20 protein-coding genes and 1 riboswitch are annotated in these 22,993 nt (G+C 61.4%); of the genes, 8 read left to right on the top strand and 12 right to left on the bottom strand.

The window, feature by feature from the left end; all coding sequences use genetic code 11:
* Window positions 1-4 precede the first annotated feature (4 nt).
* The 4 genes from AB4O16_RS18865 to AB4O16_RS18850 all read right to left on the bottom strand — a co-directional run bounded on the left by AB4O16_RS18865 (window position 5) and on the right by AB4O16_RS18850 (window position 2,787).
* On the bottom strand, window positions 5-613 hold the full coding sequence (locus AB4O16_RS18865; protein WP_460155534.1) for a YqiA/YcfP family alpha/beta fold hydrolase: 609 nt from the start codon (window positions 611-613) through the stop codon (window positions 5-7).
* 198 nt (window positions 614-811) lie between these two features.
* A complete protein-coding gene (gene cpdA, locus AB4O16_RS18860) occupies window positions 812-1,627 on the bottom strand; it encodes a 3',5'-cyclic-AMP phosphodiesterase (RefSeq protein ID WP_460155533.1) in 816 nt (271 codons plus the stop codon).
* A 99-nt stretch (window positions 1,628-1,726) separates the two neighbouring features.
* Window positions 1,727-2,179, bottom strand: a complete 453-nt coding sequence (locus AB4O16_RS18855; RefSeq protein ID WP_007977461.1) for a DUF1249 domain-containing protein — start codon at window positions 2,177-2,179, stop codon at window positions 1,727-1,729.
* The gene (locus tag AB4O16_RS18850) at window positions 2,170-2,787 is read right to left on the bottom strand and encodes an NUDIX domain-containing protein (RefSeq protein ID WP_150714642.1); all 618 of its coding nucleotides are present in this window, start codon (window positions 2,785-2,787) and stop codon (window positions 2,170-2,172) included. The genes AB4O16_RS18855 and AB4O16_RS18850 overlap by 10 nt, the downstream gene beginning before the upstream one ends.
* Window positions 2,788-3,008: 221 nt before the next feature.
* On the opposite strand from AB4O16_RS18850, the gene AB4O16_RS18845 reads away from it, so the two are divergent.
* Window positions 3,009-3,755 (top strand): RsiV family protein, encoded by a 747-nt coding sequence (locus tag AB4O16_RS18845; RefSeq protein WP_460155532.1) that lies wholly within the window; start codon window positions 3,009-3,011, stop codon window positions 3,753-3,755.
* Here the strand turns inward: AB4O16_RS18845 and cytX are convergent.
* A complete protein-coding gene (cytX, locus tag AB4O16_RS18840; RefSeq protein WP_460155531.1) occupies window positions 3,724-5,016 on the bottom strand; it encodes a putative hydroxymethylpyrimidine transporter CytX in 1,293 nt (430 codons plus the stop codon). The genes AB4O16_RS18845 and cytX overlap by 32 nt on opposite strands.
* A 134-nt stretch (window positions 5,017-5,150) precedes the next feature.
* Window positions 5,151-7,040: a phosphomethylpyrimidine synthase ThiC gene (gene thiC / locus AB4O16_RS18835; RefSeq protein WP_160390543.1), complete on the bottom strand. Its 1,890-nt coding sequence runs from the start codon at window positions 7,038-7,040 to the stop codon at window positions 5,151-5,153.
* A gap of 150 nt (window positions 7,041-7,190) precedes the next feature.
* A riboswitch (TPP riboswitch) is annotated at window positions 7,191-7,296 on the bottom strand.
* A 205-nt stretch (window positions 7,297-7,501) separates the two neighbouring features.
* Between thiC and AB4O16_RS18830 the strand changes: the two genes are divergently transcribed.
* On the top strand, window positions 7,502-8,941 hold the full coding sequence (locus AB4O16_RS18830; protein WP_460155530.1) for a TolC family outer membrane protein: 1,440 nt from the start codon (window positions 7,502-7,504) through the stop codon (window positions 8,939-8,941).
* Between the two features lie 83 nt (window positions 8,942-9,024).
* Here AB4O16_RS18830 and waaA read toward each other — a convergent pair whose 3' ends face one another.
* Both waaA and AB4O16_RS18820 read right to left on the bottom strand, forming a co-directional pair.
* A complete protein-coding gene (waaA, locus tag AB4O16_RS18825; protein ID WP_460155529.1) occupies window positions 9,025-10,302 on the bottom strand; it encodes a lipid IV(A) 3-deoxy-D-manno-octulosonic acid transferase in 1,278 nt (425 codons plus the stop codon).
* Complete coding sequence (locus AB4O16_RS18820; protein ID WP_460155528.1) at window positions 10,295-11,215, bottom strand: LysR family transcriptional regulator; 921 nt, start codon at window positions 11,213-11,215, stop codon at window positions 10,295-10,297. Before AB4O16_RS18820 ends, waaA begins: the two co-directional genes overlap by 8 nt.
* 103 nt (window positions 11,216-11,318) lie before the next feature.
* Between AB4O16_RS18820 and AB4O16_RS18815 the strand changes: the two genes are divergently transcribed.
* The 4 genes from AB4O16_RS18815 to AB4O16_RS18800 all read left to right on the top strand — a co-directional run bounded on the left by AB4O16_RS18815 (window position 11,319) and on the right by AB4O16_RS18800 (window position 14,798).
* Window positions 11,319-11,651, top strand: coding sequence for a DMT family transporter (locus tag AB4O16_RS18815; RefSeq protein WP_015093202.1), 333 nt, complete (start codon window positions 11,319-11,321; stop codon window positions 11,649-11,651).
* Window positions 11,652-11,812: 161 nt separating this feature from the next.
* A complete protein-coding gene (locus tag AB4O16_RS18810) occupies window positions 11,813-12,988 on the top strand; it encodes an NAD(P)/FAD-dependent oxidoreductase (protein WP_160390546.1) in 1,176 nt (391 codons plus the stop codon).
* Window positions 12,985-13,797 carry an aldo/keto reductase gene (locus tag AB4O16_RS18805; protein ID WP_160390547.1) on the top strand — a complete coding sequence of 271 codons (813 nt, stop codon included), beginning with the start codon at window positions 12,985-12,987 and terminating at the stop codon, window positions 13,795-13,797. Before AB4O16_RS18810 ends, AB4O16_RS18805 begins: the two co-directional genes overlap by 4 nt.
* Window positions 13,798-13,829: 32 nt before the next feature.
* Window positions 13,830-14,798 (top strand): metal ABC transporter ATPase, encoded by a 969-nt coding sequence (locus tag AB4O16_RS18800; protein WP_160390548.1) that lies wholly within the window; start codon window positions 13,830-13,832, stop codon window positions 14,796-14,798.
* 119 nt (window positions 14,799-14,917) lie between these two features.
* Here the strand turns inward: AB4O16_RS18800 and hldE are convergent, their stop codons facing one another.
* The 4 genes from hldE to msbA form a co-directional block, all read right to left on the bottom strand.
* The gene (gene hldE / locus AB4O16_RS18795; RefSeq protein WP_160390549.1) at window positions 14,918-16,342 is read right to left on the bottom strand and encodes a bifunctional D-glycero-beta-D-manno-heptose-7-phosphate kinase/D-glycero-beta-D-manno-heptose 1-phosphate adenylyltransferase HldE; all 1,425 of its coding nucleotides are present in this window, start codon (window positions 16,340-16,342) and stop codon (window positions 14,918-14,920) included.
* Window positions 16,343-16,444: 102 nt separating this feature from the next.
* Window positions 16,445-17,050, bottom strand: a complete 606-nt coding sequence (gene cysC, locus AB4O16_RS18790) for an adenylyl-sulfate kinase (protein ID WP_460155527.1) — start codon at window positions 17,048-17,050, stop codon at window positions 16,445-16,447.
* Entirely contained in the window at window positions 17,043-17,747 is a 705-nt protein-coding gene (locus AB4O16_RS18785) for a sulfotransferase family 2 domain-containing protein (protein WP_460155526.1), read from the bottom strand. Before AB4O16_RS18785 ends, cysC begins: the two co-directional genes overlap by 8 nt.
* Window positions 17,748-17,931: 184 nt before the next feature.
* On the bottom strand, window positions 17,932-19,734 hold the full coding sequence (gene msbA, locus AB4O16_RS18780) for a lipid A export permease/ATP-binding protein MsbA (protein WP_160390552.1): 1,803 nt from the start codon (window positions 19,732-19,734) through the stop codon (window positions 17,932-17,934).
* 155 nt (window positions 19,735-19,889) lie between these two features.
* On the opposite strand from msbA, the gene AB4O16_RS18775 reads away from it, so the two are divergent.
* Both AB4O16_RS18775 and AB4O16_RS18770 read left to right on the top strand, forming a co-directional pair.
* Entirely contained in the window at window positions 19,890-21,752 is a 1,863-nt protein-coding gene (locus tag AB4O16_RS18775; RefSeq protein ID WP_460155525.1) for an O-antigen ligase family protein, read from the top strand.
* Entirely contained in the window at window positions 21,752-22,972 is a 1,221-nt protein-coding gene (locus AB4O16_RS18770) for an acyltransferase family protein (RefSeq protein WP_460155524.1), read from the top strand. The genes AB4O16_RS18775 and AB4O16_RS18770 overlap by 1 nt, the downstream gene beginning before the upstream one ends.
* Window positions 22,973-22,993: the final 21 nt, after the last annotated feature.

Here is a 22,993-nt window from a genome sequence, read left to right as displayed (position 1 = left end):
TGCATCAAAGCGATGTGAAATCGATTGCCTGATACAAATCGGCGCCAATGCCGGCAAAACTCAGCATGGCCGGCAGTTGCGCGGCAAAACCCTGGAAACTGTGGTCGCCGCCGGCCTGGATACGCAAGGCGCATGCCCGGTAATACTGTTGGGCGAGGCGATAGTCCAGCGTTTCGTCAGCGGTTTGCAACCATACCTGATAACGCTGTGGATCCTGGGGCGCCGGCACTTCGAGCTCGGCCAGGGCCGTCACGTGGTCGTGGGTCAATTCCCAGGCTTCATCTGTATACAGGTTTTTCTGCGTCCCCAGATAACCGTCGAACATCCGGTGCGGGCCGACGGCAGGGTTGATCAACAAGGCTTTCAAACCATGGCGCTCGGCCAGGTGAGTGGCATAGTAGCCGCCGAGCGAGCTGCCGACCAGCAGTGGCCGTCCCAGTTCGGCAATCGCCTGTTCCAGCTGGGTTATCGCCTGGCGCGGGTGATGGTGCAACGCCGGCACGCGCAACTGTTCACTCAGGCCCAGACGCCCCATCACCGCGACCAACTGGCAGGCCTTCTTCGACAACGGCGAGCTGTTGAAGCCGTGGATATAAAGGATCGAACCGGACATTTGAGCTCCCTGTGCGCTGGCTAAAAAGGCGGAGTTTACAGGGACTCGGGGGAATCGGGGGTATCCGCGGAATTCAGGGTGCCTGAGCGGACGCCATCGCGGGCAAGCCCGCTCCCACAGGGATCTTGTGAATGACGCAAAACCAATGTGGGAGCGAGCTTGCTCGCGATGGCCGCGCCACGGTATCCCGGAATGACACTAATAACCGTTGGAACCGTAATCCACGGTGAAATCAAACCCCGTGACCCGCTCCACCCCGGTTTCCAGCCGCCCGTCGGGCAGCAACCGCAACCAGCGATACCCGGGCGCCTGTTCGCCGACCTTGAAATCCTCGCTGCCCGGTTCGAACTGGATGCAGGTCGAGGGCGAGGCGAGCAAACGCACGCCGTTGCGCAATTGATCGATTTCCTGGTGCACATGCCCCCACAGCACGGCTCGTACCTGTGGAAAACGATCCAGCACTTCAAAAAACGCCTCGGGATTACGCAGGCCGATAGGCTCCATCCACGCGCAACCAATCGACACCGGGTGATGGTGCAAGCACACCAGATGATGGCGCTCCGGCGCCTCGCTCAACGAGCGGGCGAGCAACTGCAGCTGCTCGTCCTGCAAGTAACCCGGCACCGAGCCTGGCACCGCCGAGTCGAGCAACGTGACCCGCCAGTTGCCGATATCCACCACCGGTTCGAGCAAAGCGCTCTGCACCGCGGCCTCGGCCATGATCTGCGGCTCATCGTGATTGCCCGGAATCCAGCGCGCCGGTGCGTCCAGCTGGCGTGTCATGTCGCGAAACTGCTGGTAGGACTCCAGCGTCCCGTCCTGGGACAGGTCACCCGTGGCCAGGATCAAGTCAATCCGCGGCTGTTGCGCGCGCACCAGCTCGATGACCTTTTGCAGGCTGTCGCGGGTGTTCATGCCCAGCAACGCACCGTCCGCTTCGGCATACAGATGACTGTCGGAGATTTGCACCAGCAACGCCGGATCGGCGGTGGTCAATGTGGATACGCTCGGCAAGGCGTTCTCCCAGGGCGTGATCACGGGGATGGGTAAGTGCCGCAATTATGCTGGGGGACGATCGAAAGGGGAAATCCGAGAACCTGACAGGGTTCACAACTAACGAACTACTTCGTACTCATGCCCCAGCGCCAGGCAATGACTCAGCCATTCGCCCAGAAACATGTTCAGCTGGGCCTTTTCGTCCGGCTGGTGCATCGAGGCGTTCGGGTAAGGATAGATGCCGCGAAAGCGTCGCGCATGTTCGGCGCTGACCACTTCGGCCATGCGCGCGTCGTGATAGACCTGCACTTCCAGTTGCGGCACCGGCAGCCACGGCAGGCTGTGCTCCTGACGCACTTGCAGGGTCGTGGTGTAGGGACAGGTCAGCAACACTTCCAGGGCCAGCACGCCGAGCATCTGGTCGCCATGGGTCACGGCGATGCGCCTGGCGGCCGGCTCGCTGCGCATGTCCGGCAGCAGTCGCATCAGGCGTGCGTAGTTCGCCTCGCAGGACGCTTGCAGCCCCACCAGGTCCACCCGATAGCGATCGCGCAGCTTGTTTACGACCATAACCCCCTCACTTCAACGCGGTTCAAAGCCAGCCATTGCAAGGCAATGATGCTCGCCGCGTTGGCAATCCGCCCATCACGCACGGCTTGCAGGGCATCTTCGAAAGCCCAGACCGTGACGCGAATATCTTCTGCTTCTTCCTCCAGCCCATGCAGGCCGCCGACGCCCGTCGTGTCGCAACGCCCCAGGTACAAATGCACGAATTCGTTGCTGCCGCCCGGCGATGGAAAATATTTGGTCATCGGCCACAGCGCACCGATGACCAGCCCAGCTTCCTCCTGCGCTTCGCGGTGAGCAACTTCTTCCGGTTGTTCATCCTTGTCGATCAGACCGGCAACCAGTTCGATCAGCCACGGATTGTCGGTCTTGCCCAGGGCGCCGACGCGAAACTGCTCGATCAGCACCACTTCGTCACGCTGCGGATCGTAAGGCAGCATGCACACCGCATCATGACGAACGAACACTTCACGATTGATCTCGCGGCTCATGCCGCCAGCGAACAATTCGTGGCGCAAGTGCACACGATCGAGCTTGTAGAAGCCCTCGAAGCACTTTTCGCGCCGAACGATATCTACGGCGGTCGGAATGGCGTTGGCAAAATCCGTCATGACAATCCTCTTGCTACAAACCTATACGAGGTTCCTTTTTCCGGAGCCTCGACTTCGCGCCATCCTAACGCGCCCGTGACGTTTGATGCAGCCCCTTTCCTGTCAGCGGGATGGACGGTGAGGGCGAAACCCTCTCTAATCAGCTTAGTGGCGAACTGATTGCTTTGTTGAGAGTCGAAGCCGGTAACTTTTTGCCTTCCCCTGTTTCAGAAAGGACGCCCATGTCGCTTTTCAAAATCGCCTCCGTGGCCGCCATCGCCCTGACCCTGGGCGCTTGCGCGAGCCTGTTCCAGCCTAACTACCGGACGCCGCTGGAAACCACCCGCGACGCTTCCGAGCAGCTACAGCCCGGCTGCAGCAACCCGGATTGCCCGCTGGTCAACATCGACACCCTGCACTTTGCGGACGAGCCTGCACTGGACGGCATCATCGAAAAACGTCTGCTGCAAATGACCCGCACCTCACCCGACGCGCCGGTCGCCCCGACCCTGGCGGCCTATCGCGAAGAATTTTTGCGCACCGCAGGTCCACGCAACAGCAGCTATCTGCAGGCGAAGGTACGCGAGCAGCATGACGGCTTGGTGATCATCGAATTGTCCAGCTACCTGGACACCGGCGGCGCCCATGGCACCCCGGGTCGAGGTTTCATCAACTATTCACGCCAGCAGCACAAAGTGCTGACACTGTCGGACATGTTGGTGCCGGGGCAGGAAGACGCGTTCTGGAAAGCCGCGCAGGTGGCACACAACAGCTGGCTGATCAGCACCAAGCTCGATCAGGAAGCGGAGTTCGTGAAGAGCTGGCCGTTCCAGAAAACCCAGAACGTGGCGCTGACCTACGGCGGGGTGGTCCTCAAGTACGAAACCAGCACCATCGCGCCTTACGCGCTGGGCCATGTCGAACTGAAGATCCCCTACCCTCGCCTGAACGGCATCATCAAGCCCGAGCTGTTTCCCGGCCGTAACTGAAGGCCCGGCCCAGCACTAGCTGGAGCAACCCTGCCACTACCAGTGCTGGCAGGGTTGCACCGACATCCGGATACAGGTTGGCCAACAAGTGATAGGTGCTGACCCCGCCCAGCCAGGCGAGCAGAGCCGGCCAGCGCAGTGCCGCCGAGGCCACCTGGCCGCTACGCTTGCGCAGGATGAAGTGGTCCACCAGCACCACGCCGAACAACGGCGCAAACACCGAACCGATCAGCAGCAGGAAGTTCTGGTACTGGGCCAATGGCGCCAGCAGGGCAATCAGCGTGCAGATGACGCCGATGGCCAGGGCCAGGTGCTCGACCTTGGCGCGCAACAGAATCCCGCTGGACACCGCCGCCGAGTGAATATCGGCAAAGGCGTTTTCCGACTCATCCAGAAGAATCAGCAGCAGCGGAATCCCCAGGCCCGCGCCGGCCAGCGCCAGCAGCAAGGCATTGACTTCACCGCTCGGCGCGAACGCCAGGGTGTAGGCCACGCCCAGGCTCATCAGCCAGAAGTTACCGATGAAGAAGCCGATGGCGGTGCCGCCGAAGACGTTTTTCGCCCGCTTGCCGAAACGCGAGTAGTCGGCGATCAGCGGCAACCACGAGAGCGGCATGGCAATCGCGATGTCGAAACCCACGGCGAACGGCATCGAACCGTCACCGGCCTGGGCCCAAAGCGCAGCCAGGTCGGCCTTGGCGAACAGGTTCCAGGTCAGCCAGATGCACGCGGCCAGCAGCAGCCAGATACCCCATTTGCGCAGGATCTGCCGCACGAAGGTCAATGGACCGCTAACGGCCAACAAGGTCGCCAGTGCGCCGAAGAACAGCGTCCAGAGCACGGGGTTGGAGATCAGGCTGCCTTCACTGAAGGCCTTGGCGCCCAACAGGCTGGCCGCATCGCGCATGACGATGATTTCGAACGAACCCCAGCCGATCAGTTGCAACAGGTTCAGCACCGCCGGCAGGCTCGCGCCCTTGGTGCCGAGGCTGAGCTTGAGCGCGGCCATCGACGACAGGCCGGTGTCACTGCCGATGACTCCGACCGCCGCCAGCAGCAGAACGCCGACCAGGGTGCCGAGAAAAATCGCCAGCAACGAACCGGACAGGCCCAGGCCCGGCGCGAGCAATGCGCCGGTCTGCAGCACCATCAGGCCGATGCCGAGGGAGAACCACAGGGAAAACAGATCACGGCCGCCGAACACACGTTTGTCGGTCGGCACCGCGATATCAGGTGAATAAGTGCTGGGTTGAATGCTCAAGGGTGTTATCTCAGAGGGACATTTGTTGTTTTTTAGATCGCTATCGCGGGCAAGCCCGCTCCCACATGGTTTCTGTCGTACACACATTCCCTGTGGGAGCGGGCTTGCCCGCGATGGGGTCCTTTCAGGTCAGATCAAACTTTCTGGTAAAGCTGACTGCCTTCCTGCTTGAAGCGCTCGGACTGTTCAGCCATGCCTTTGGCAACGTCCACGTCCACCGCGTCGATCCGTTGGTTGGCCGCGTACTCGCGGACCTCCTGGGTGATTTTCATCGAGCAGAATTTCGGCCCGCACATCGAACAGAAGTGCGCGACCTTGGCCGAATCCTTCGGCAGGGTCTCATCGTGATACGAACGAGCGGTGTCCGGATCAAGGCCCAGGTTGAACTGGTCTTCCCAACGGAACTCGAAACGCGCCTTGCTCAAGGCATTGTCGCGGATCTGCGCGCCCGGATGCCCCTTCGCCAGATCGGCGGCGTGAGCGGCGATCTTGTAGGTGATGATCCCGGTCTTCACGTCATCCTTGTTCGGCAGGCCCAGGTGTTCCTTCGGCGTCACGTAGCAGAGCATGGCGCAGCCGAACCAGCCGATCATCGCCGCACCGATGCCGGAGGTGATGTGGTCGTAGCCCGGCGCGATGTCGGTGGTCAGCGGGCCGAGGGTGTAGAACGGCGCCTCGTCGCAGCACTCCAGCTGCTTGTCCATGTTCTCCTTGATCAACTGCATCGGCACGTGGCCCGGGCCTTCGATCATGCACTGCACGTCGTGTTTCCAGGCGATCTTGGTCAGCTCGCCGAGGGTTTCCAGCTCGCCGAACTGTGCTTCGTCGTTGGCGTCGGCAATCGAGCCAGGACGCAGGCCATCGCCCAGCGAGAAGCTGACGTCGTAGGCCTTCATGATTTCGCAGATTTCGTCGAAATGGGTGTAGAGGAAGTTTTCCTTGTGGTGCGCCAGGCACCACTTGGCCATGATCGAACCGCCACGGGAGACGATGCCGGTCACGCGCTTGGCGGTCATCGGCACGTAGCGCAACAGCACGCCGGCGTGGATGGTGAAATAGTCGACGCCCTGCTCGGCCTGTTCGATCAGCGTGTCGCGGAACAGCTCCCAGGTCAGGTCTTCGGCCACGCCGTTGACCTTCTCCAGCGCCTGGTAGATCGGCACCGTACCGATCGGCACCGGCGAGTTGCGGATGATCCACTCGCGGGTTTCGTGAATGTGCTTGCCGGTGGACAGGTCCATGACCGTGTCCGAACCCCAGCGAATGCCCCAGGTCAGTTTCGCCACTTCTTCTTCGATGGACGAACCCAAAGCGCTGTTGCCGATGTTGCCGTTGATCTTCACCAGGAAGTTACGGCCGATGATCATCGGTTCCAGTTCGGTGTGGTTGATGTTGGCCGGAATGATCGCACGGCCCCGGGCGATTTCTTCGCGGACGAACTCAGGGGTGATTTCTTTCGGGATGCTCGCGCCGAAACTGTGGCCGGCGTGCTGCTGCTTCAACAGGCCGGCGGCGCGGGCCTCTTGCAGCTTCATGTTTTCGCGGATGGCGACGTATTCCATCTCGGCGGTGATGATGCCCTTGCGCGCATAGTGCATCTGGCTGACGTTGGCCCCGGCCTTGGCACGGCGCGGGTTATTCACGTGGGCAAAACGCAGCTTGGTCAGCTCCGCATCGGCGAGGCGTTCCTGACCGAAGTTCGAGCTCAGACCGCTCAGGCGCTCGGTGTCGCCACGGTCGTCGATCCACGCCGAACGCACATCACCCAGGCCTTTGCGCACGTCGATCACCACGTTGGGATCGGTGTAAGGACCCGAGGTGTCGTAGACGGTCACCGGCGCGTTGATTTCGCCGCCGAAGTCGGTAGGCGTCACGTCCAGGGTGATTTCGCGCATCGGCACGCGGATGTCCGGGCGAGAGCCCTGAACGTAGATTTTTTGCGAACGGGTAAACGGCTGAACCGACTGTTCATCGACCTTGGCCGATTCACTCAGATTGATCGCGTTTTTTGCTTTTATGGTCATCACGGGCTCTCCAGACAGCATCCAGGCAGTGGATTGTCGGAGCAGAACCTGAGAGGCACGGACGCACCAGGACTGGTGCTGTGCGTCGTCACACGGGGAGCGTTCGATTGTCGAACAATTTCCCGGACGAAGCACAAGAGGACTCGCCGGGTGACGAGAAATCTTGTTCCCTACGCAGGCGCTAACCTGATCAGGTTCAACGGGATCCGAAATTATTCGATCTCAGCCTCATAGCAAGGCACCCCGACAAGAACCCGGCCAGTCTAGACACAACTGGCAAAGAACGCCAACCCCACTGCAAATACCATGATGAATGGCGTTATTACACGCAGTATCAGGATTGTTGCCGCCCCGATGCGCAACTACACTCGCTACGCTGAGCCGCGCATTGACGCTGTAAAAGCAACGCCTTAGCCTTGGCGCTCAAATTACCTGTGTAATATCAATTCTAGGGATCGTCTATGCTGCGCAAACTTTCACTGGCCCTTGCCGTGTCTTGTGCGTCCAACGGAATGGCCTGGGCAGCAGAAGCGCCCTTGTCGAACAAGACGGACCTCGTTAGCGTTTATCAGGAAGCCGTCAACAACAACTCAGACCTGGCGGCCGCCATCGCCCAGTACGGCGCGCAGAAGGAAATCGTACCCCAGGCCCGCGCCGGGCTGCTGCCGAACCTCTCGGGCGGCGCCAATGTTTCCGAGGTGCGTACGGCCCTCGACCAGCCGTCCGCCACGTCCAACCGCGATGCTCATTCCTACCAGGCCACTCTGGCGCAGCCGCTGTTCCGCGCTGATCGCTGGTTCCAGTTCCAGGCCGCCAAGGAAGTCAACGAACAGGCCGCCCTGCAACTCTCGGCGACCGAGCAGAACCTGATCCTGCAAACCGCTGACAGCTATTTCAACGTGCTGCGCAGCCAGGACAACCTGGCCTCGACCAAGGCCGAAGAAGCGGCGTTCAAGCGCCAGCTCGATCAATCCAACGAGCGCTTCGATGTCGGCCTTTCGGACAAGACTGACGTACTGAACTCGCAAGCCAGCTACGACACCGCACGCGCCAACCGCATCGTTGCGCAGCGCCAGGTGGACGACGCCTTTGAAGCATTGATCACCCTGACCAACCGCCAGTACAACTCGATCTGGGGCATCAGCCATAACCTGCCGATCCTGCCGCCAGTACCGAACGACGCCAAGGCCTGGGTCGAAACGGCGGGCCGGCAGAACCTCAACCTGTTGGCCAGCAACTATGCCGTCAGCGCCGCCGAACAAACCGTCAAGCAGCGCAAATCCGGGCACTTGCCAACGGTTGACGCGATCGCCCAGTACGAGAAAGGCGACAACGACGCGCTGGGCTTCAGCAATCCGGTTCCCTTGGGCCAACCCTATGGCGGCAACGTCGAGCAAACGACCGTGGGCCTGCAACTGAACATCCCGATCTACAGCGGTGGCCTGATCAATTCCCAGGTGCGCCAATCGTATGCGCAACTGGACCAGACCGAGCAGCAACGCGAATCCCTGCGCCGCAGCATCGTGGAAAACACCCGCGACCTGCACCGCGCAGTGAACACCGATGTCGAGCAGGTACAGGCGCGCAAGCAATCGATCATCTCCAACCAGAGCGCGGTGGAAGCGACTGAAATCGGCTATCAGGTGGGTACGCGAAACATCGTCGACGTGCTCGATGCGCAGCGTCAGCTCTACAGCTCGGTGCGCGACTACAACAACACCCGCTACGACTACATCCTCGACAACCTGCGCTTGAAGCAACAGGCCGGCACGTTGAACCCGGGGGATCTGCAAAACCTGGCACGCTGGCTCAATCCGAACTACAACCCGGACAAGGACTTCCTGCCACCGGATCTGGCCAAGGCGGCAGAGGAACAGTTGAAAGCGCGGCCTGATCAGTAAAAGCCAAAGCTTCGCGAGCAGGCTCGCTCCCACAGTGATTCAAGTGTGGGAGCGAGCCTGCTCGCGAATGAATACAACCCGGTCTAACGCTCGATCAACCGCCCCAACCCATCCAGCAAGCGCTGCAATGCGCCCTGATTGGTGCGCATTACTTTCAATCCCGCCTCTGCCATGCGCTGCGCATCACGCGGCAGCTCGAACAAGCGCTGCACCGCCACCGCCAGCCCTTCGGCATCCTCCACTTCCTGCAACGCCCCGGCACTGCGCAACTGCGCGGCGATTTCGAGGAAGTTGAACAGGTGCGGCCCGCTCAGCACCGGTTTAGCCAGGGCCGCCGGCTCCAGCAGGTTGTGCCCGCCGTTCGGTACCAGGCTGCCGCCGACGAATGCGCTGTCCGCCAGGGCGTAGAGAAACAGCAACTCGCCCATGGTGTCGCCCAGCAGCACCGACGTATTGGCACTGACCGCATCGCCGCTTGAACGTCGGACCGTGGCAAACCCTTGTTGCTGGCACAGCCCGTACACCGAATTGAAGCGCTCCGGATGACGCGGCACCAGAATCAGCAAGGCATCGGGATGACTGGCCAGCAACTGCCGATGGGCCGCCAGCACCACCTCGTCTTCGCCGTCATGGGTACTGGCCGCGATCCACACCGGTCGATCCTGCGCTTGCCATTGCCCACGCAACTGGCTGGCGCGCTCAAGCAGTTGCGGGTCGATGGTCAGGTCGAACTTGATTGAACCGGTGACTTCGACGGTTTCCGTCCGAGCGCCGAGATTCCGGAAACGTTGGGCTTCGGCTTCGGTCTGCACCGCGAACAGGCTCATCTCGGCCAGCATCGGCTGGGTCAGCTTGCGGAACCGGCCGTAGCCCCTGGCCGACCGCTCGGACAGCCGCGCATTGGCCAGTGCCACGGGAATCCCGCGCCTGGCGCATTGATGGATATGGTTGGGCCACAGTTCGGTTTCCATGATCACCGCCAGTTTCGGCTGGACCCGATCAAGGAAGCGCCGCGCCGCGCAAGGCAAATCGTAAGGCAAATAACAGTGCTGGATGCGCGGCTCATTGGCGAACAGCGCCAGGATCCGCTCCGAACCGGTCGGCGTCATGCAGGTCACGGTGATCGGCAGATCCGGATAACGCGCCAGCAAGGCGCGGATCATCGGTGCGGCCGCAATGCTTTCGCCCACCGACACGGCGTGCACCCAGATGCCGCCCGGTTTCATCGCCGGCATCCCGTAGGAAAAGCGCTCGCCGATGCGTTTGGCATACGCCGGCGCCTTGCGCGCGCGCAGCCAAAGCCGAATCGCTACCAATGGCAGCCCCAGATAAAACAGCGCGGTGTAGAGAGTTCTATTCATGGCGGCGGAGTTTATCGGCTTTTTCGCCAATCGTCTGCAAGTGCACGGCAAAACGTTCGGCAAGCCAGCGCGCCGCCGGGCCGAGCGGTTCGTCCCGGCGCCATACCAACTCCACCACCAGGGCCGGCGGGGTCCATTCGCTGACCAGTTCGACCATCTGATTCTGATAAGTCGGGTACTGCACCACGTGCCGTGGAAGCCAGGCCCAGCCGAGGCCACGCACCAGCCATTCGGCCATCACATAGAAACTGTCGGCGCGCCAGACTTGCGGGCTGGCGGGGTCACTGCCGGGATAAATGCTCGACTCCGTGGACATCAGCAACTGTCGATGCAGCGCCAGTTGTTGGCCGTCCACCGCGCCTCTGCCCGCCAACGGATGATCCTTGCCGCACACCGTCACCATTTCCACGCTGCCCAGCACCCGTCGCTCAAGCGCCTCGGGAATCTGATCGTGAAAGAACAGCAAGCCCAGATCAGCGCGCCGCTCCACCAGCTTGCGCGCGACGTCGCCCTGGGCAGCGCTGGTCAACTGCACTTCAAGGCTGGGGAATTTTTCCGCCAGGGCCTCGAAGCTTTCGATGATCGGCTGATAAGGCATCGCTTCGTCTTGCGCCACGCGCAGTCGTGCCTCCTGCCCGCGCATCATCGCCAGTGCCCGGCCGTTGAGTCGTTCGCACTGGCGCAGCACTTCCCGCGCTTCGTCCAGCAAAGCGCTGCCGGCTTCGGTGAGTTTCGGCTGGCGGCCGCTGCTGCGGTCGAACAGGCTGACGCCGAGGTCTTCTTCCAGCAACGCGATCGAACTGCTGACCGCCGACTGCGCCTTGCGCTGATCCCGCGCCACGGCAGAAAACGAGCGCTGCTCGGCTACGCTGACAAACAACCGCAGCTGCTCCAGATTCCATTGCATGCTCATGGCTCAACCCATCTTCCAAACAGATAGGTAATGACTTTACCGCATCTGGCGAATCACTAGAATGCCGACCTCAGAGAGCAACACTTCACACGAGGATTGACCCATGACCGCTTACTACTACTTGGCCATTGCCATCTGCGCCGAAGTGATTGCCACTGTTTCGATGAAAGCGGTCAAGGGCTTCAGCACCCCGTTGCCGCTGGTGCTGGTCATCGTCGGTTACGGCATTGCCTTCTGGATGCTGACCCTGGTGGTGCGCAGCGTTCCGGTGGGCGTGGCGTACGCCGTGTGGGCCGGCATGGGGATTGTGATGGTCAGCGTTGCGGCGCTGTTCATCTACGGGCAGAAGCTGGACGTGCCGGCGATGCTGGGGATGGCGTTGATTGTGCTGGGCGTGGTGGTCATCCAGCTGTTCTCCAAAACCGCCGGCCACTGACACTCTGTAGGAGCCGGCTTGCTGGCGATAGCAGTGCATCTGGCACACCGCGCTGGCCGGATCGCCAGCAAGCCGGCTCCTACAGGGTCACCTGCATCCTGCAACAGATCCTGAAGATGCCTTGTATACTGCGCCCTCGTCTTGAACACAGAGGTCGCCGAATGCCATCCGTTATTTCCACCGACGTGCTGATTGTCGGCGCTGGTGTCGCCGGCCTCTGGCTGAACGCGCGCCTGCGCCGCCAGGGTTTTTCGACCGTGCTGGTGGAAAGCGCCAGCCTCGGCGGCGGGCAGACCGTGAAATCCCAGGGCATCATCCACGGCGGCGCCAAGTACGCGCTGCACGGCGCCCTGACCGGCGCCTCGGAAGCCATCGCCGACATGCCGCGGCGCTGGCGTGAAGCCCTGGCCGGGGATGGCGAGCTGGACCTGTCCGGCGTGCGCCTGCTGTCCGAAGCCCATTACCTGTGGTCTCCCGGCACCCTCGCCGGCAACCTCACCAGTTTCTTCGCCAGCAAGGCCGTGCGCGGTCGCGTCGACCAGGTCAAGGGCGACCAGTTGCCGCCCGCGCTGCAAGACAAGCGTTTCAAGGGCAAGGTCTATCGCCTGGCGGAACTGGTGGTCGATGTGCCGAGCCTGATCCAGCGCCTGGCCGACCTCGCAGGTGACGGCTTGCTCGCCGGGCAGAAGATCGAACCGTTGCTGGAAGGTGGCTTGCTGGTCGGCCTGATCGTCGATGAGCGCGAGATCCGCGCCCAGCGCATCGTCCTCAGCGCCGGCGCGGGCACCGCGCAACTGCTCGAAGCATTGGGCCTGAGCGAACCGGCGATGCAGCGTCGACCGCTGCACATGATCATCGCCAAGGGGCCAAGCCTCAAACCGCTGTACGCCCACTGCCTGGGCGGCGGAACCAAACCGCGCATCACCGTCACCACCCACCCGGCCGCCGACGGCAATTGGGTCTGGTACATGGGTGGCGACATCGCCGAAAGCGAGGGCGTGACCCGTGAGCCTGCGCAACAAATCGCCACTGCGCAAAAGGAGATCGGCCAGTTGCTGCCATGGATCGATCTGAGCACGGTGCAGTGGGCCACCTTGCGCGTGGATCGCGCCGAACCCCTGCAATCGGGCCTGACCCGCCCCGACAATGCGTTTCTCGCAGAAGAAGGCCGTCTGCTGGTGGGCTGGCCGACCAAACTCGCCCTGGCGCCGGACTTCGCCGACCGCGTGATCGCCAACCTGACCCGCGACGGTATCCAGCCAAGCCACCCGACAGCCCTGCCGCAACTGCCGAAGCCGCCAATGGGCGTACCTGCCTGGGAGCAACTGCTGCCATGAGCCAACCGACCCTGCACCAATTGCATCGCCCGCTGGGCAGCACCGGCCTGCTGGTTTCCCCCCTGGGCCTGGGCACGGTGAAACTGGGCCGCGACCAAGGGGTGAAGTACCCCAGCGGCTTCCGGATTCCCGATGACGACGAAGCGCGCATGCTGCTCAAGCTCGCCCGCGACCTGGGCATCAACCTGATCGATACCGCCCCGGCCTATGGTCGCAGCGAAGAACGCCTCGGCCCGTTGCTGCGTGGTCAGCGTCAAGATTGGGTGATTGTCAGCAAGGTCGGCGAAGAGTTTGCCGACGGCCAGTCCCGTCACGATTTCAGCGCGGCACACACGCGAATGTCGGTGGAGCGCAGCCTGCAACGCCTGGAAACGGACTTCATCGATCTGGTGCTGGTGCACTCCGACGGCAACGACCTGGCGATCCTCGATGACTGCGAAGTCTACGACACCCTCGCCGCGCTCAAGGCCGAAGGCAAGATTCGCGGTTTCGGGCTTTCCGGCAAAACCGTCGAGGGCGGATTGAAGGCACTGGAGCAAGGCGACTGTGCGATGGTCACCTACAATCTGAACGAACAAAACGAAAAGCCTGTCATTGACTATGCTGCTGCACACGGCAAAGCCATTCTGGTCAAGAAAGCCCTCGCCAGCGGTCATGTCTGCCTGAGTCCGGGCGTGGATCCGGTGCGCGCCAGTTTCGAGTTGTTGTTTGAACATCCGGGTGTTGCCAGTGCTATTGTCGGCACCATCAATCCGCTGCACCTCGCCCACAATGTCGCGACCGTTGCCCAGGTCCTACGTAGCCACTGACGCCGCCCACGCGGCCTTAAGCAGGAGCCGACATGTCGCGTACGCTCATCAGAAAGAACCCGAGCAACTTCAAGACCCTGCCGTTATTCGTCGAAGCGACCCCCGAAGGCCTGAGTTACCAGAGCGTGGGCAGGCCGCTGAATTTCTCCCAGACCCTGCAACGTCGTCGCCCGGTGACGGTCGGCGACAGCGAACGGTTTGCCCTGGAGCTGGCCAATCTCGGAGTGTCGGTACGCCTGACCCTGCATTGGCAGAACCGCGATTATTGGGTGCTGGTGCGCCAGCGCCGGCAGGACCGTGGCGACGTGGTGCTCAAGCTGATTTCCGGGTACGTGCCGGCCCACGAACTGAACCTGCCCCTGCACACGGCGATCCAGGAGATTGCCGAAGAATGCCTGCTGGAAACACCTGAAGGCTGGCTCGGCGGGAGGTTCAATGACACCTGGCTGCCGGCGCCCTACTCGGCGGCCCTGCATTACCGTGAAGCCCTGCCGTTTCGCTTGTCGCCGCTGTCCGGCTCGGCACGGCCGGTACGTTGCGCCAACCTGATGCTGATGGAGCGCCCACGGGCTTACGTGCATTTGCCGACGGCGTCACTGCAACTGATTTACGACTTGCGCCTGGACGTTCCCAAGGAAGCCAAATCCCTGAGCCTGTTCCATGTCGATGAACGACTGGAAGGTGACCAACTCGTCGCCCGGCTGGACCGCAAACGACCCGATCTGTATTTGATGCCCTTGCAGGACGGCCACCCGATGGCCGAGCTCTACACCCTGAAAAAGGATCAACTGCACCCGGCCAGCACGCGCGGCCTGTACCTGGCCGAGAGTTTTGCCCGGCAGGAAGGCTGGCTGGTACGCGACGAACGAATTCGCTGGAAGGACTGGGTGAGGCAGCAGGGCTTGACCCCGCCGGGGAAGGATTCGGGATTGGCGCGGTTGCGCGGGAAGGCGAAGCTGTTGCTGAAGAAAATCGTGCCGCGAAAAAAAGTCAGCTCCTGAAAGCAAACCTTGTAGGAGCTGGCTTGCTAGCGATGGTCGTCAACGATGACGCGTATCTACTGATTCAACGCGTGCACCATGCCTCCATCGCGAGCAAGCTCGCTCCTACAAAAGCTGTGTTATTCGGACTTGCGGATCTTCTCGACAATCGCCGTGGTCGAGCTGTTTTCCACCAGCCCCAGCACTTTCACGGTACCGCCGTAGGCCTTCACGATGTCCGCGCCGACCACCTGGTCGATCCCGTAGTCACCACCCTTGACCAGCACGTCCGGCTTGATTGCGCTCAACAGGTTTTCCGGGGTGCCTTCGGCGAAGCTGATGACCCAGTCCACCGCGCCCAGGCCGGCCAGTACGGCCATGCGCCGGTCGACGCTGTTGATCGGGCGACCCGGCCCTTTCAGGCGGCTGACCGAAGCATCGTCGTTGATCGCGACGATCAGGCGATCGCCCTGGGCCCGCGCCTGTTCCAGATAGGTCACATGGCCGGCGTGCAGGATGTCGAAACAACCATTGGTGAAGACGATCCGTTCGTTGTGCGCGCGGGCATCATCGACCGCCAGCAACAGTTGCTCAAGACCCAGCACACCGCGCTCGGAACCCTCCGCGCGTTGAATCGCACGGCGCAGTTCCGGCGCGCTGATGGCCGCCGTACCGAGCTTGCCGACCACAATGCCGGCCGCCAGGTTGGCCAGGGCCACCGCGTGGGGCAGCTCTTCACCCGCGGCAATCGCCGCCGCCAGGGTGGAAATCACCGTATCGCCGGCACCGGTCACGTCGAACACTTCACGGGCACGGGCCGGCAAGTGCAGCGCCGGATGGTCCGGACGCAGCAAGGTCATGCCGTGCTCGCCACGGGTCACCAGCAAGGCACCGAGGTCCAGGTCGTGCATCAGCTGCGCGCCCTTGCTGACCAGCTCGTGCTCATCGGCGCAACCGCCGACGATGGTTTCGAATTCGTTGAGGTTCGGTGTGATCAGGCTCGCGCCTCGGTAGATCGAGAAATCCTTGCCCTTGGGGTCGGCCAGCACCGGAATGCCACGGGCGCGGGCGGCCTGGATCAGCACCTGATGGTTTTTCAGCGCGCCTTTGCCGTAGTCGGACAGCACCAGCACTTTGATGCCTTCGAGCAACTCGTCGACCTGCGCGGCCAGCGCCAGCGCGTCGGTGGCGAAGGGTTCTTCGAAGTCGATGCGCAGCAGTTGCTGGTGACGGCTCATGACCCGCAGCTTGACGATGGTCGGCTGGTGCGCAATGCGCTGGAAAATCGCCCGCACGCCAGCGCCCTTGAGGCTGTTGACCAGGCTGTTGGCGGCTTCATCGTCGCCGGTTACACCGACCAGCGAGGCCGGAGCCCCCAGGGCGGCAATGTTCAAGGCAACGTTGGCAGCGCCGCCCGGACGGTCCTCGATATGATCGACCTTGACCACCGGCACCGGCGCCTCAGGAGAAATCCGTGAGGTACCACCATGCCAGTAACGGTCGAGCATGACATCGCCAACCACCAAGACGGGGGCTTGATCGAATCGCGGCATGGACAACTTCATGGTGCAACCCACATACAGAATGAACAGGGGCGCGATATTAACACAGGGTTGGCGTCGGCTTGTGCGGTGGCTGCAACCGGATAATTATCCGGGCTTTATTGCTCATTTTTTGAGCAATAAAGCTGTCAGGCGACGGCAGGCCTCAGCCATTTCCAGGGCATGCGTATCGATTTCGCACTCCGCTTGCAGCGGCGCCTCATAGGGACTGTCGATGCCGGTGAAGTCCTTGATCCGGCCTTCCCGGGCCGCCCGATACAATCCCTTGGGGTCACGTTGCGCGCACACCGCAAACGGCGTGCTCACAAACACTTCGATGAAGTCTGCGTCGGCAAACAATCGACGTGCCGCTTCACGATCGGCGCGGAACGGCGAGATGGCCGCGACGATCACGATCAAACCGGCGTCGACCATCAGGCGCGCCACTTCGGCGGTGCGCCGGATATTTTCCCGCCGACATTGCACCCCCATCCCCAGGTCACGGCACAGGCCGGCGCGCAGGTTGTCGCCGTCGAGCACAAAGGTGTGCAGCCCCTGTCGATTGAGCTGCAGCTCCAGGGCATTGGCCAGGGTCGACTTGCCGGCCCCTGACAACCCCGTCAGCCACAGACAGCGCGGAGTCTGCGACTTGAGGGCGGCACGCTCCTCGCTCGACAGCAACAACCGGTAGGGCCTGATCGAGTGGCGGGACAACGACACGGCTTCATTCATATCCAAGCATCTCGTAATCACGCTGATAGACCCGTCGCACCAACCTGCGGGTGCGCACCGAGCAGAACTCGCGCACGGGCATCGGGCGCCGCTGCTGCGACCTGTTCACGTGGGGCAGGTCCACCGGGTAATCCAATTGTTCGCAAACCAGCCTGAAATCCCGCGACAGGTGTTCCTGGTAGCCAATGAAGTCCAGCGCCAGACGGCCCATGGAGTCCGTCAGGAAATCCGTTTGCGCGGCGAAGTGCAGTTGCCGCCGGATCGTCTCCGGGTGCAGCCAGCGGCCGACGAAGTCGTCAAAGTCACGGTAATGGCTGACCAGTCTCTGCGCCGCGTGATCGCGCGCCCCCAAGGCGTTGCCCCGCAGGAATGCGTAAGCTGAATAGGCCCTTTCCAGGGGATCGCGCACGAAGGCGAACTTGAAACTGGCGGCAAACTGCGCGGGAAATTGCTGCTCGTACCAGTACAACGGCAAATGGCCCGGGCTCCAGTCGTCAAACATGGCCGCACAGACACTGCTGCCGGCACACTTGGGAACGTGGATAAACAGGCAGGAACGCTGCTCGAAGGGCTTGGGGAAGCTGACACTGGCCGACATCGACTTGTTCACCACTTGCCGGTCCACGACCGACAGGCGCCCCAGCAGAAACGCCCGTTGCGGCTTGGGTAACAGCTTCCAGAGATAACGTTGCAACATGCAGACACCCGCGCGAAAGGGATGGCCCTCTCGATTCAAGTCAAAGTTCGTTCAGGAACCTTAACAAGCACGTTGCCGAGATTTATTCCGGTTTGGTCAAGAAGCGTAAAGGACTGGATACAAATCACCGGACGCGTTGCACGCCGGGTGAGCAAAAGGGCGAGCCAGGCTCGCCCCTTCGGGGTCAGGCGATGTCTTCGGCCGGGGCGTCGAGGCCCATCGCGTTGAGGCGCGAGTAGTAGCCGTTCTGCGCCAGCAGTTGAGCGTGGGTACCGCGCTCGACGATTTTCCCCTGGTCCATGACCAGGATCAGGTCGGCCTTCTCGATGGTCGACAGGCGGTGAGCGATCACCAGCGTGGTACGGCCTTTCATGACCTGATCCAGCGCCGCCTGAATATGCCGCTCGGATTCGGTGTCGAGTGCCGAAGTCGCCTCATCGAGAATCAGCACCGGGGCATTTTTCAACAGCGCTCGGGCAATCGCCAGGCGCTGACGCTGGCCACCGGACAGCAGCACGCCGTTTTCCCCGACCTGGGTGTCCAGGCCTTCGGGCAACTGAGCGATGAAGTCCATCGCATAGGCGTCTTTGGCGGCTTTTTCGATGTCTTCACGCGGCGCCCCGGCCAGGTCGCCATAGGCGATGTTGTTGGCCACGGTGTCGCTGAACAGGGTCACGTGCTGGGTTACCTGGGCGATGTGCTTGCGCAGGTTCAACAGTTTGTACTGTTCCACCTCGACGCCATCGATGAGGATTTCGCCCTTGTCGTGGTGGTAGAAACGCGGAATCAGGTTGGCCAGGGTTGACTTGCCACTGCCGGAACGCCCCACCAGCGCCACCATTTGCCCGGGTTCAACCGAGAAACTGATGTCATCGAGCACCTGACGTTCGGTGTCCGGGTAGGTGAAGCTGAGGTTGCGCACGTCCAGGCGGCCGCTGACGACGTCACGCTCGACGGTGCCGGTATCGACTTCAGGCTCGACATCCAGTTGCTCGAAGATGCTTTCAGCGCCGGCCACACCCTTCTGGATGGTCGAGCTGACTTCGGACAGCTGGCGAATCGGCTTGGGCAGCAGGCCGGCCAGGGTGATGTAGGCCACCATGTCGCCGGCGGACGCATCGCCCCGCAGGAACAGCACGAGGAACATCAGCACGGCCATGGCGGTGTAGATCACCAATTGCAGCAGCGGTGTGTAGATGGCGCCGGTACGGGTCATGCGCAATTGCTTGTCGGTATTGCCCTGGCTGGCGTCGAAGAAGCGTTTCTCTTCGTACTTTTCACCGCCGAAGCTGCGCACCACGCGATAGCCCTGGATCGTTTCGGACGCCACATGCGTCACGTCGCCCATGGCCAGCTGGATTTTCTTGCTCTGCTTGCGGAATTTCTTGCTGGCCGTACGCACCATGATGGCGATCAGCGGCAGGATGGCGACCATCACCAGCGTCAGGCGCCAGTTCATGAACAGCAGCGAGGCAAACAGGAAGATCACTGTCATGCCTTCACGAATTACGACCTTGATCGCATCTGTTGCCGCCCCCGTGACCATGGTCACGTTGAAGGTGATACGTGAAATCAGGTGCCCCGAGTTATGCTTGTCGAAATAGCGGTTTGGCAACACCAGCAGGTTGTTGAACAGCTGGACGCGCAAGTCATGGACCAGGCCCAGGGAAACCTTGGCCAGGAAGTAGTTGCCCAGGTACGACCCCAACCCCTGCCACGCGGCGATCAGGATGATCAACAACGGCACCGCCTGCAGCAGTTGCAGGTCACGCAGGTAGGGCACGCTCGGAAACAGCACTGCTTCAGGATTGGACAGACCGTCGACGAAATACTTGAGGATGTAGCCCAGCATTGGCTGCGTCGAAGCGAAAATCAGAAAACCGACGATGCTGATCAGGAACAGGCTGATGTACGGCCGTACGTAGCCGAGCAGACGGAAATAGATTTTCAAGCTCGATGGGCTTGCGCAGAGACTGGAGTCGGTCATATCACGCGAATGTCGATGAAAAAGGACGCTGACTTTAGCACAGCTTCCTCTGGGTTCTGGCAATCGCATACAGTCTGTGTATTGTGGCGCGTCAAATAGCCACCAGATGTCCCTGCCTTGGTATGGTCGCTCAATTCAGGAATAAGTTACTCAGCATGCAATTAAACGCTTTGAACAGCACGTCCAATAGAATCTTCGATTTCATTTGTCTGTGGATCCTTCCGCTCGGTTATTTATTGCTGCTCTGCGCACTGTTTTTCCTGCCCGGGCGCAGTGTGCATCACAAGCTTTACTATGGCCTGTTCAGCATTCCGGCACTGATTGCACTGTGCCTGCGTCCGCGGCTCGCCAAGGAACTGCTGCACGAACCGATCGTCATTGCAGTCCTGCTGTTTTTGGCGTGGGCCTTGCTCAGCCTGGGCTGGGGCCCGGTAAACGACGTCCCGGCCGGCCAGTTCAAGCCGTCATTGCATACCCTGTTGCTGTTCGTAGGCTGCTACCTGTTGGTGCGCTATCGCAGCGAAATCATTCAGCCCCTGCTGTTCTGCGCCGCGATGGTGGCACTGGTTGCCTCTGTCTATAACCTGTACAGGTTCGGGCAAATCTACCAGCCGGAAATGCGCATGATCGGTGTAGGCGCCTTCGACAACCCCCTGCTCAGCTCCCACATGTTCGGCTTTTTCTGCACCTACTGGCTGAGCCTGAGCATGACCTGCAAGCGTCCGCAGATACTTTGGTTGAGCTTGCCAGCGATGGCGATCATGTTCGCAGCGGTGCTGGCCACCGGTTCCAGGACTCCCCTGGTAGCGCTGACAATCGCTGCACTATGGCTGGGCTTGATCTGCTGGAATCGCCGCTCGGCCTTGCTGATTGGCGCCACGCTTATCGCCGGAACGGCGACATTCCTGCTATTTGCCGACAAAATCATTGCAAGAGGCAGCTCTTTCCGCATCGAACTCTGGCAATTGACCCTGGGCAGGATCGCTGAGCACCCATGGATCGGACACGGCTACAACGCCGAACTGAGCCTGGACCCCGGCGTCGGCTACACCCTCCAGGAACCCCATAGCTTTGCCTTGGGCGTGCTCTACTACGTCGGCATTATCGGCCTGCTGCCATGGCTGTTCTTCCTCGCGTACAGCTTTATCAGCAGCCTGCGCCATCGCGTGCAACCGCTGTTCATCATTGCCTCGGCCTGGCTGGCCTTCGGCGTCGGTGCGGGCCTGACCGAAGGTGGCGGGATCATCTCGCGACCCAAGGAGCACTGGTTCCTGCTGTGGATCCCTCTGGCGCTGATTGCCGCATTGAGCATCAATCAACGGGCCAGGCGCCTGCTCGACAAGCCGATCAAGACCATGGCGCCAAACGCCCTGCAACAGCTGACGGCTGATGCCCGCATCATCGAAGAAGACGGTCTGGGCCCCAAAGTCCTGCGTCTGATCGACGGCAGCTTTCTCAAGCTGTTCCGTCGCCGCCGCTGGTACACCTCGGGCAGTTTCACACCCTATTCCGATCGTTTTGCCGTCAACAGCGTGCAACTGCGCAACATGGGCATCCCGACCCCGCAGATCCTCGACCTTTACCGCTTCGAAGACGGCAGCACCGCTGTGCACTACTCGCCGTTGACGGGCAATACACTGCGCCAGATCCTGCAAGGCATCACCGCCCCAGCGGTGCGCCAGGCCCTGGTGGAGCGTTTCGGCAAGTTCATGGCTCAATTGCATCAGCAAGGGGTCTATTTCCGCTCCCTGCACCTGGGCAATGTGCTGGTGCTGGAGGACGGCGAGTTCGGGCTGATCGACCTGGCCGACCTGCGAATTTACCCTTCATCATTGAGCCCTTCCCTGCGTCGGCGTAATCTGCGCCATATGCAGCGCTACGCAGAAGATCGGCACTGGCTGTTCGAGGATCACTTCGAAGCGCTACTGCAGGGATACGCCGCGGCGGCTTCGAAAGCCGACGTGGATAATTTGCACAGGCAAGTGCTGGCCGGGAATCCGCCGGCCCGAGCTCACTGATGACAGAAACCAACCCGCTTATCGCGATGACGGCCTACCTGCTCGCCATCGCGACCGCTGCGCTACTGCTGCGCACGGTACCAGGTCTCACCCGACAGCTGGAGCATGGCAATGAAAGCCGCTTTGCCGGTATCGACGGCCTGCGCGGGTATCTGGCCTTCGGTGTGTTTGTGCACCACTCGATCATTACCTGGATCTTTCTGCGAACGGGCGTGATCAATTTCCCGCCGAGCAATTTCTACTCGCAGCTCGGCCAGGGCAGCGTTGCCCTCTTTTTCATGATCACCGGGTTTCTGTTCTGGGACCGGCTGCTCACCCACGGGCGACGACACGACTGGCTGGCGTTTGCGCTATCGCGGTTGTTTCGCCTGTATCCGCTCTACCTGCCGCTGATGTTGACCGTGTTTGTCTGCGTGTTCTATCTGCAGGACTGGGAACTCAAGGACTCCGGCATCCAGCTCGTTGGCCAGACCCTGGCCTGGCTGACCTTCGACCGGCCAGACGTCAACCAGTACCACCAGACCGGCATGCTGATCTCCAACGTCACCTGGACGCTGGGCTACGAAGTGTTTTTCTACCTGGCCCTGCCACTGGCGGCGATGGTGTTCATTTATCGCGGTGGCTGGCTGCAGACGGTGCTGTGCCTGATCGGCATCTACGCCCTGTATGAGCTGATCGGCTGGGAACACTCGCTGAAGAAGCACTTCCTGGCCAGCTTCCTCGGCGGCATCGCTGCGGCGTACTGGATTCGCCGCCCGACATGGGTCGCCTGGAGCCTGACGCCGCTGGCGGGCATCATCGCCCTGCTCGCGCTGGCCATCACCTTTACGCTGTTCAGCCGGGCATTCAACCTGGGGGCGTTACTGCTGCTGTCACTGTTTTTCGGGATCGTGGCATCCGGCAATACCTTGTTCGGCGCCTTGCGGCCACGCAGCATCCGCTGGCTGGGGGAAATCAGCTACAGCACGTATTTGCTGCACGGTTTCGTGCTCTGGGTCCTGGTGCAGCGATTGCCACCGTTGCTGCATCTCGACGCCCGGCAAGCCTGGGTCTTCCTGCCGTTGATGGCCGTGTGCAGTTGTCTGCTGATCATCATCAGCAGCCTGACTTACCGGTACATCGAAAAGCCCGGTATCAATGCCGGCAAGAAAACCCTGCACTGGTTACGCCAGAACAGAAGGGCCAGGGAAGACCTGGAGAAGACAGCTCAACAACGTTGAGCAATCCCTCCCGAGTCGAGC

It is taken from the genome of Pseudomonas sp. S2_H10 (assembly GCF_054668285.1).
The sequence above is the reverse complement of the archived record's forward strand: the minus strand, read 5'-3'. Positions and strand labels throughout refer to the sequence as shown.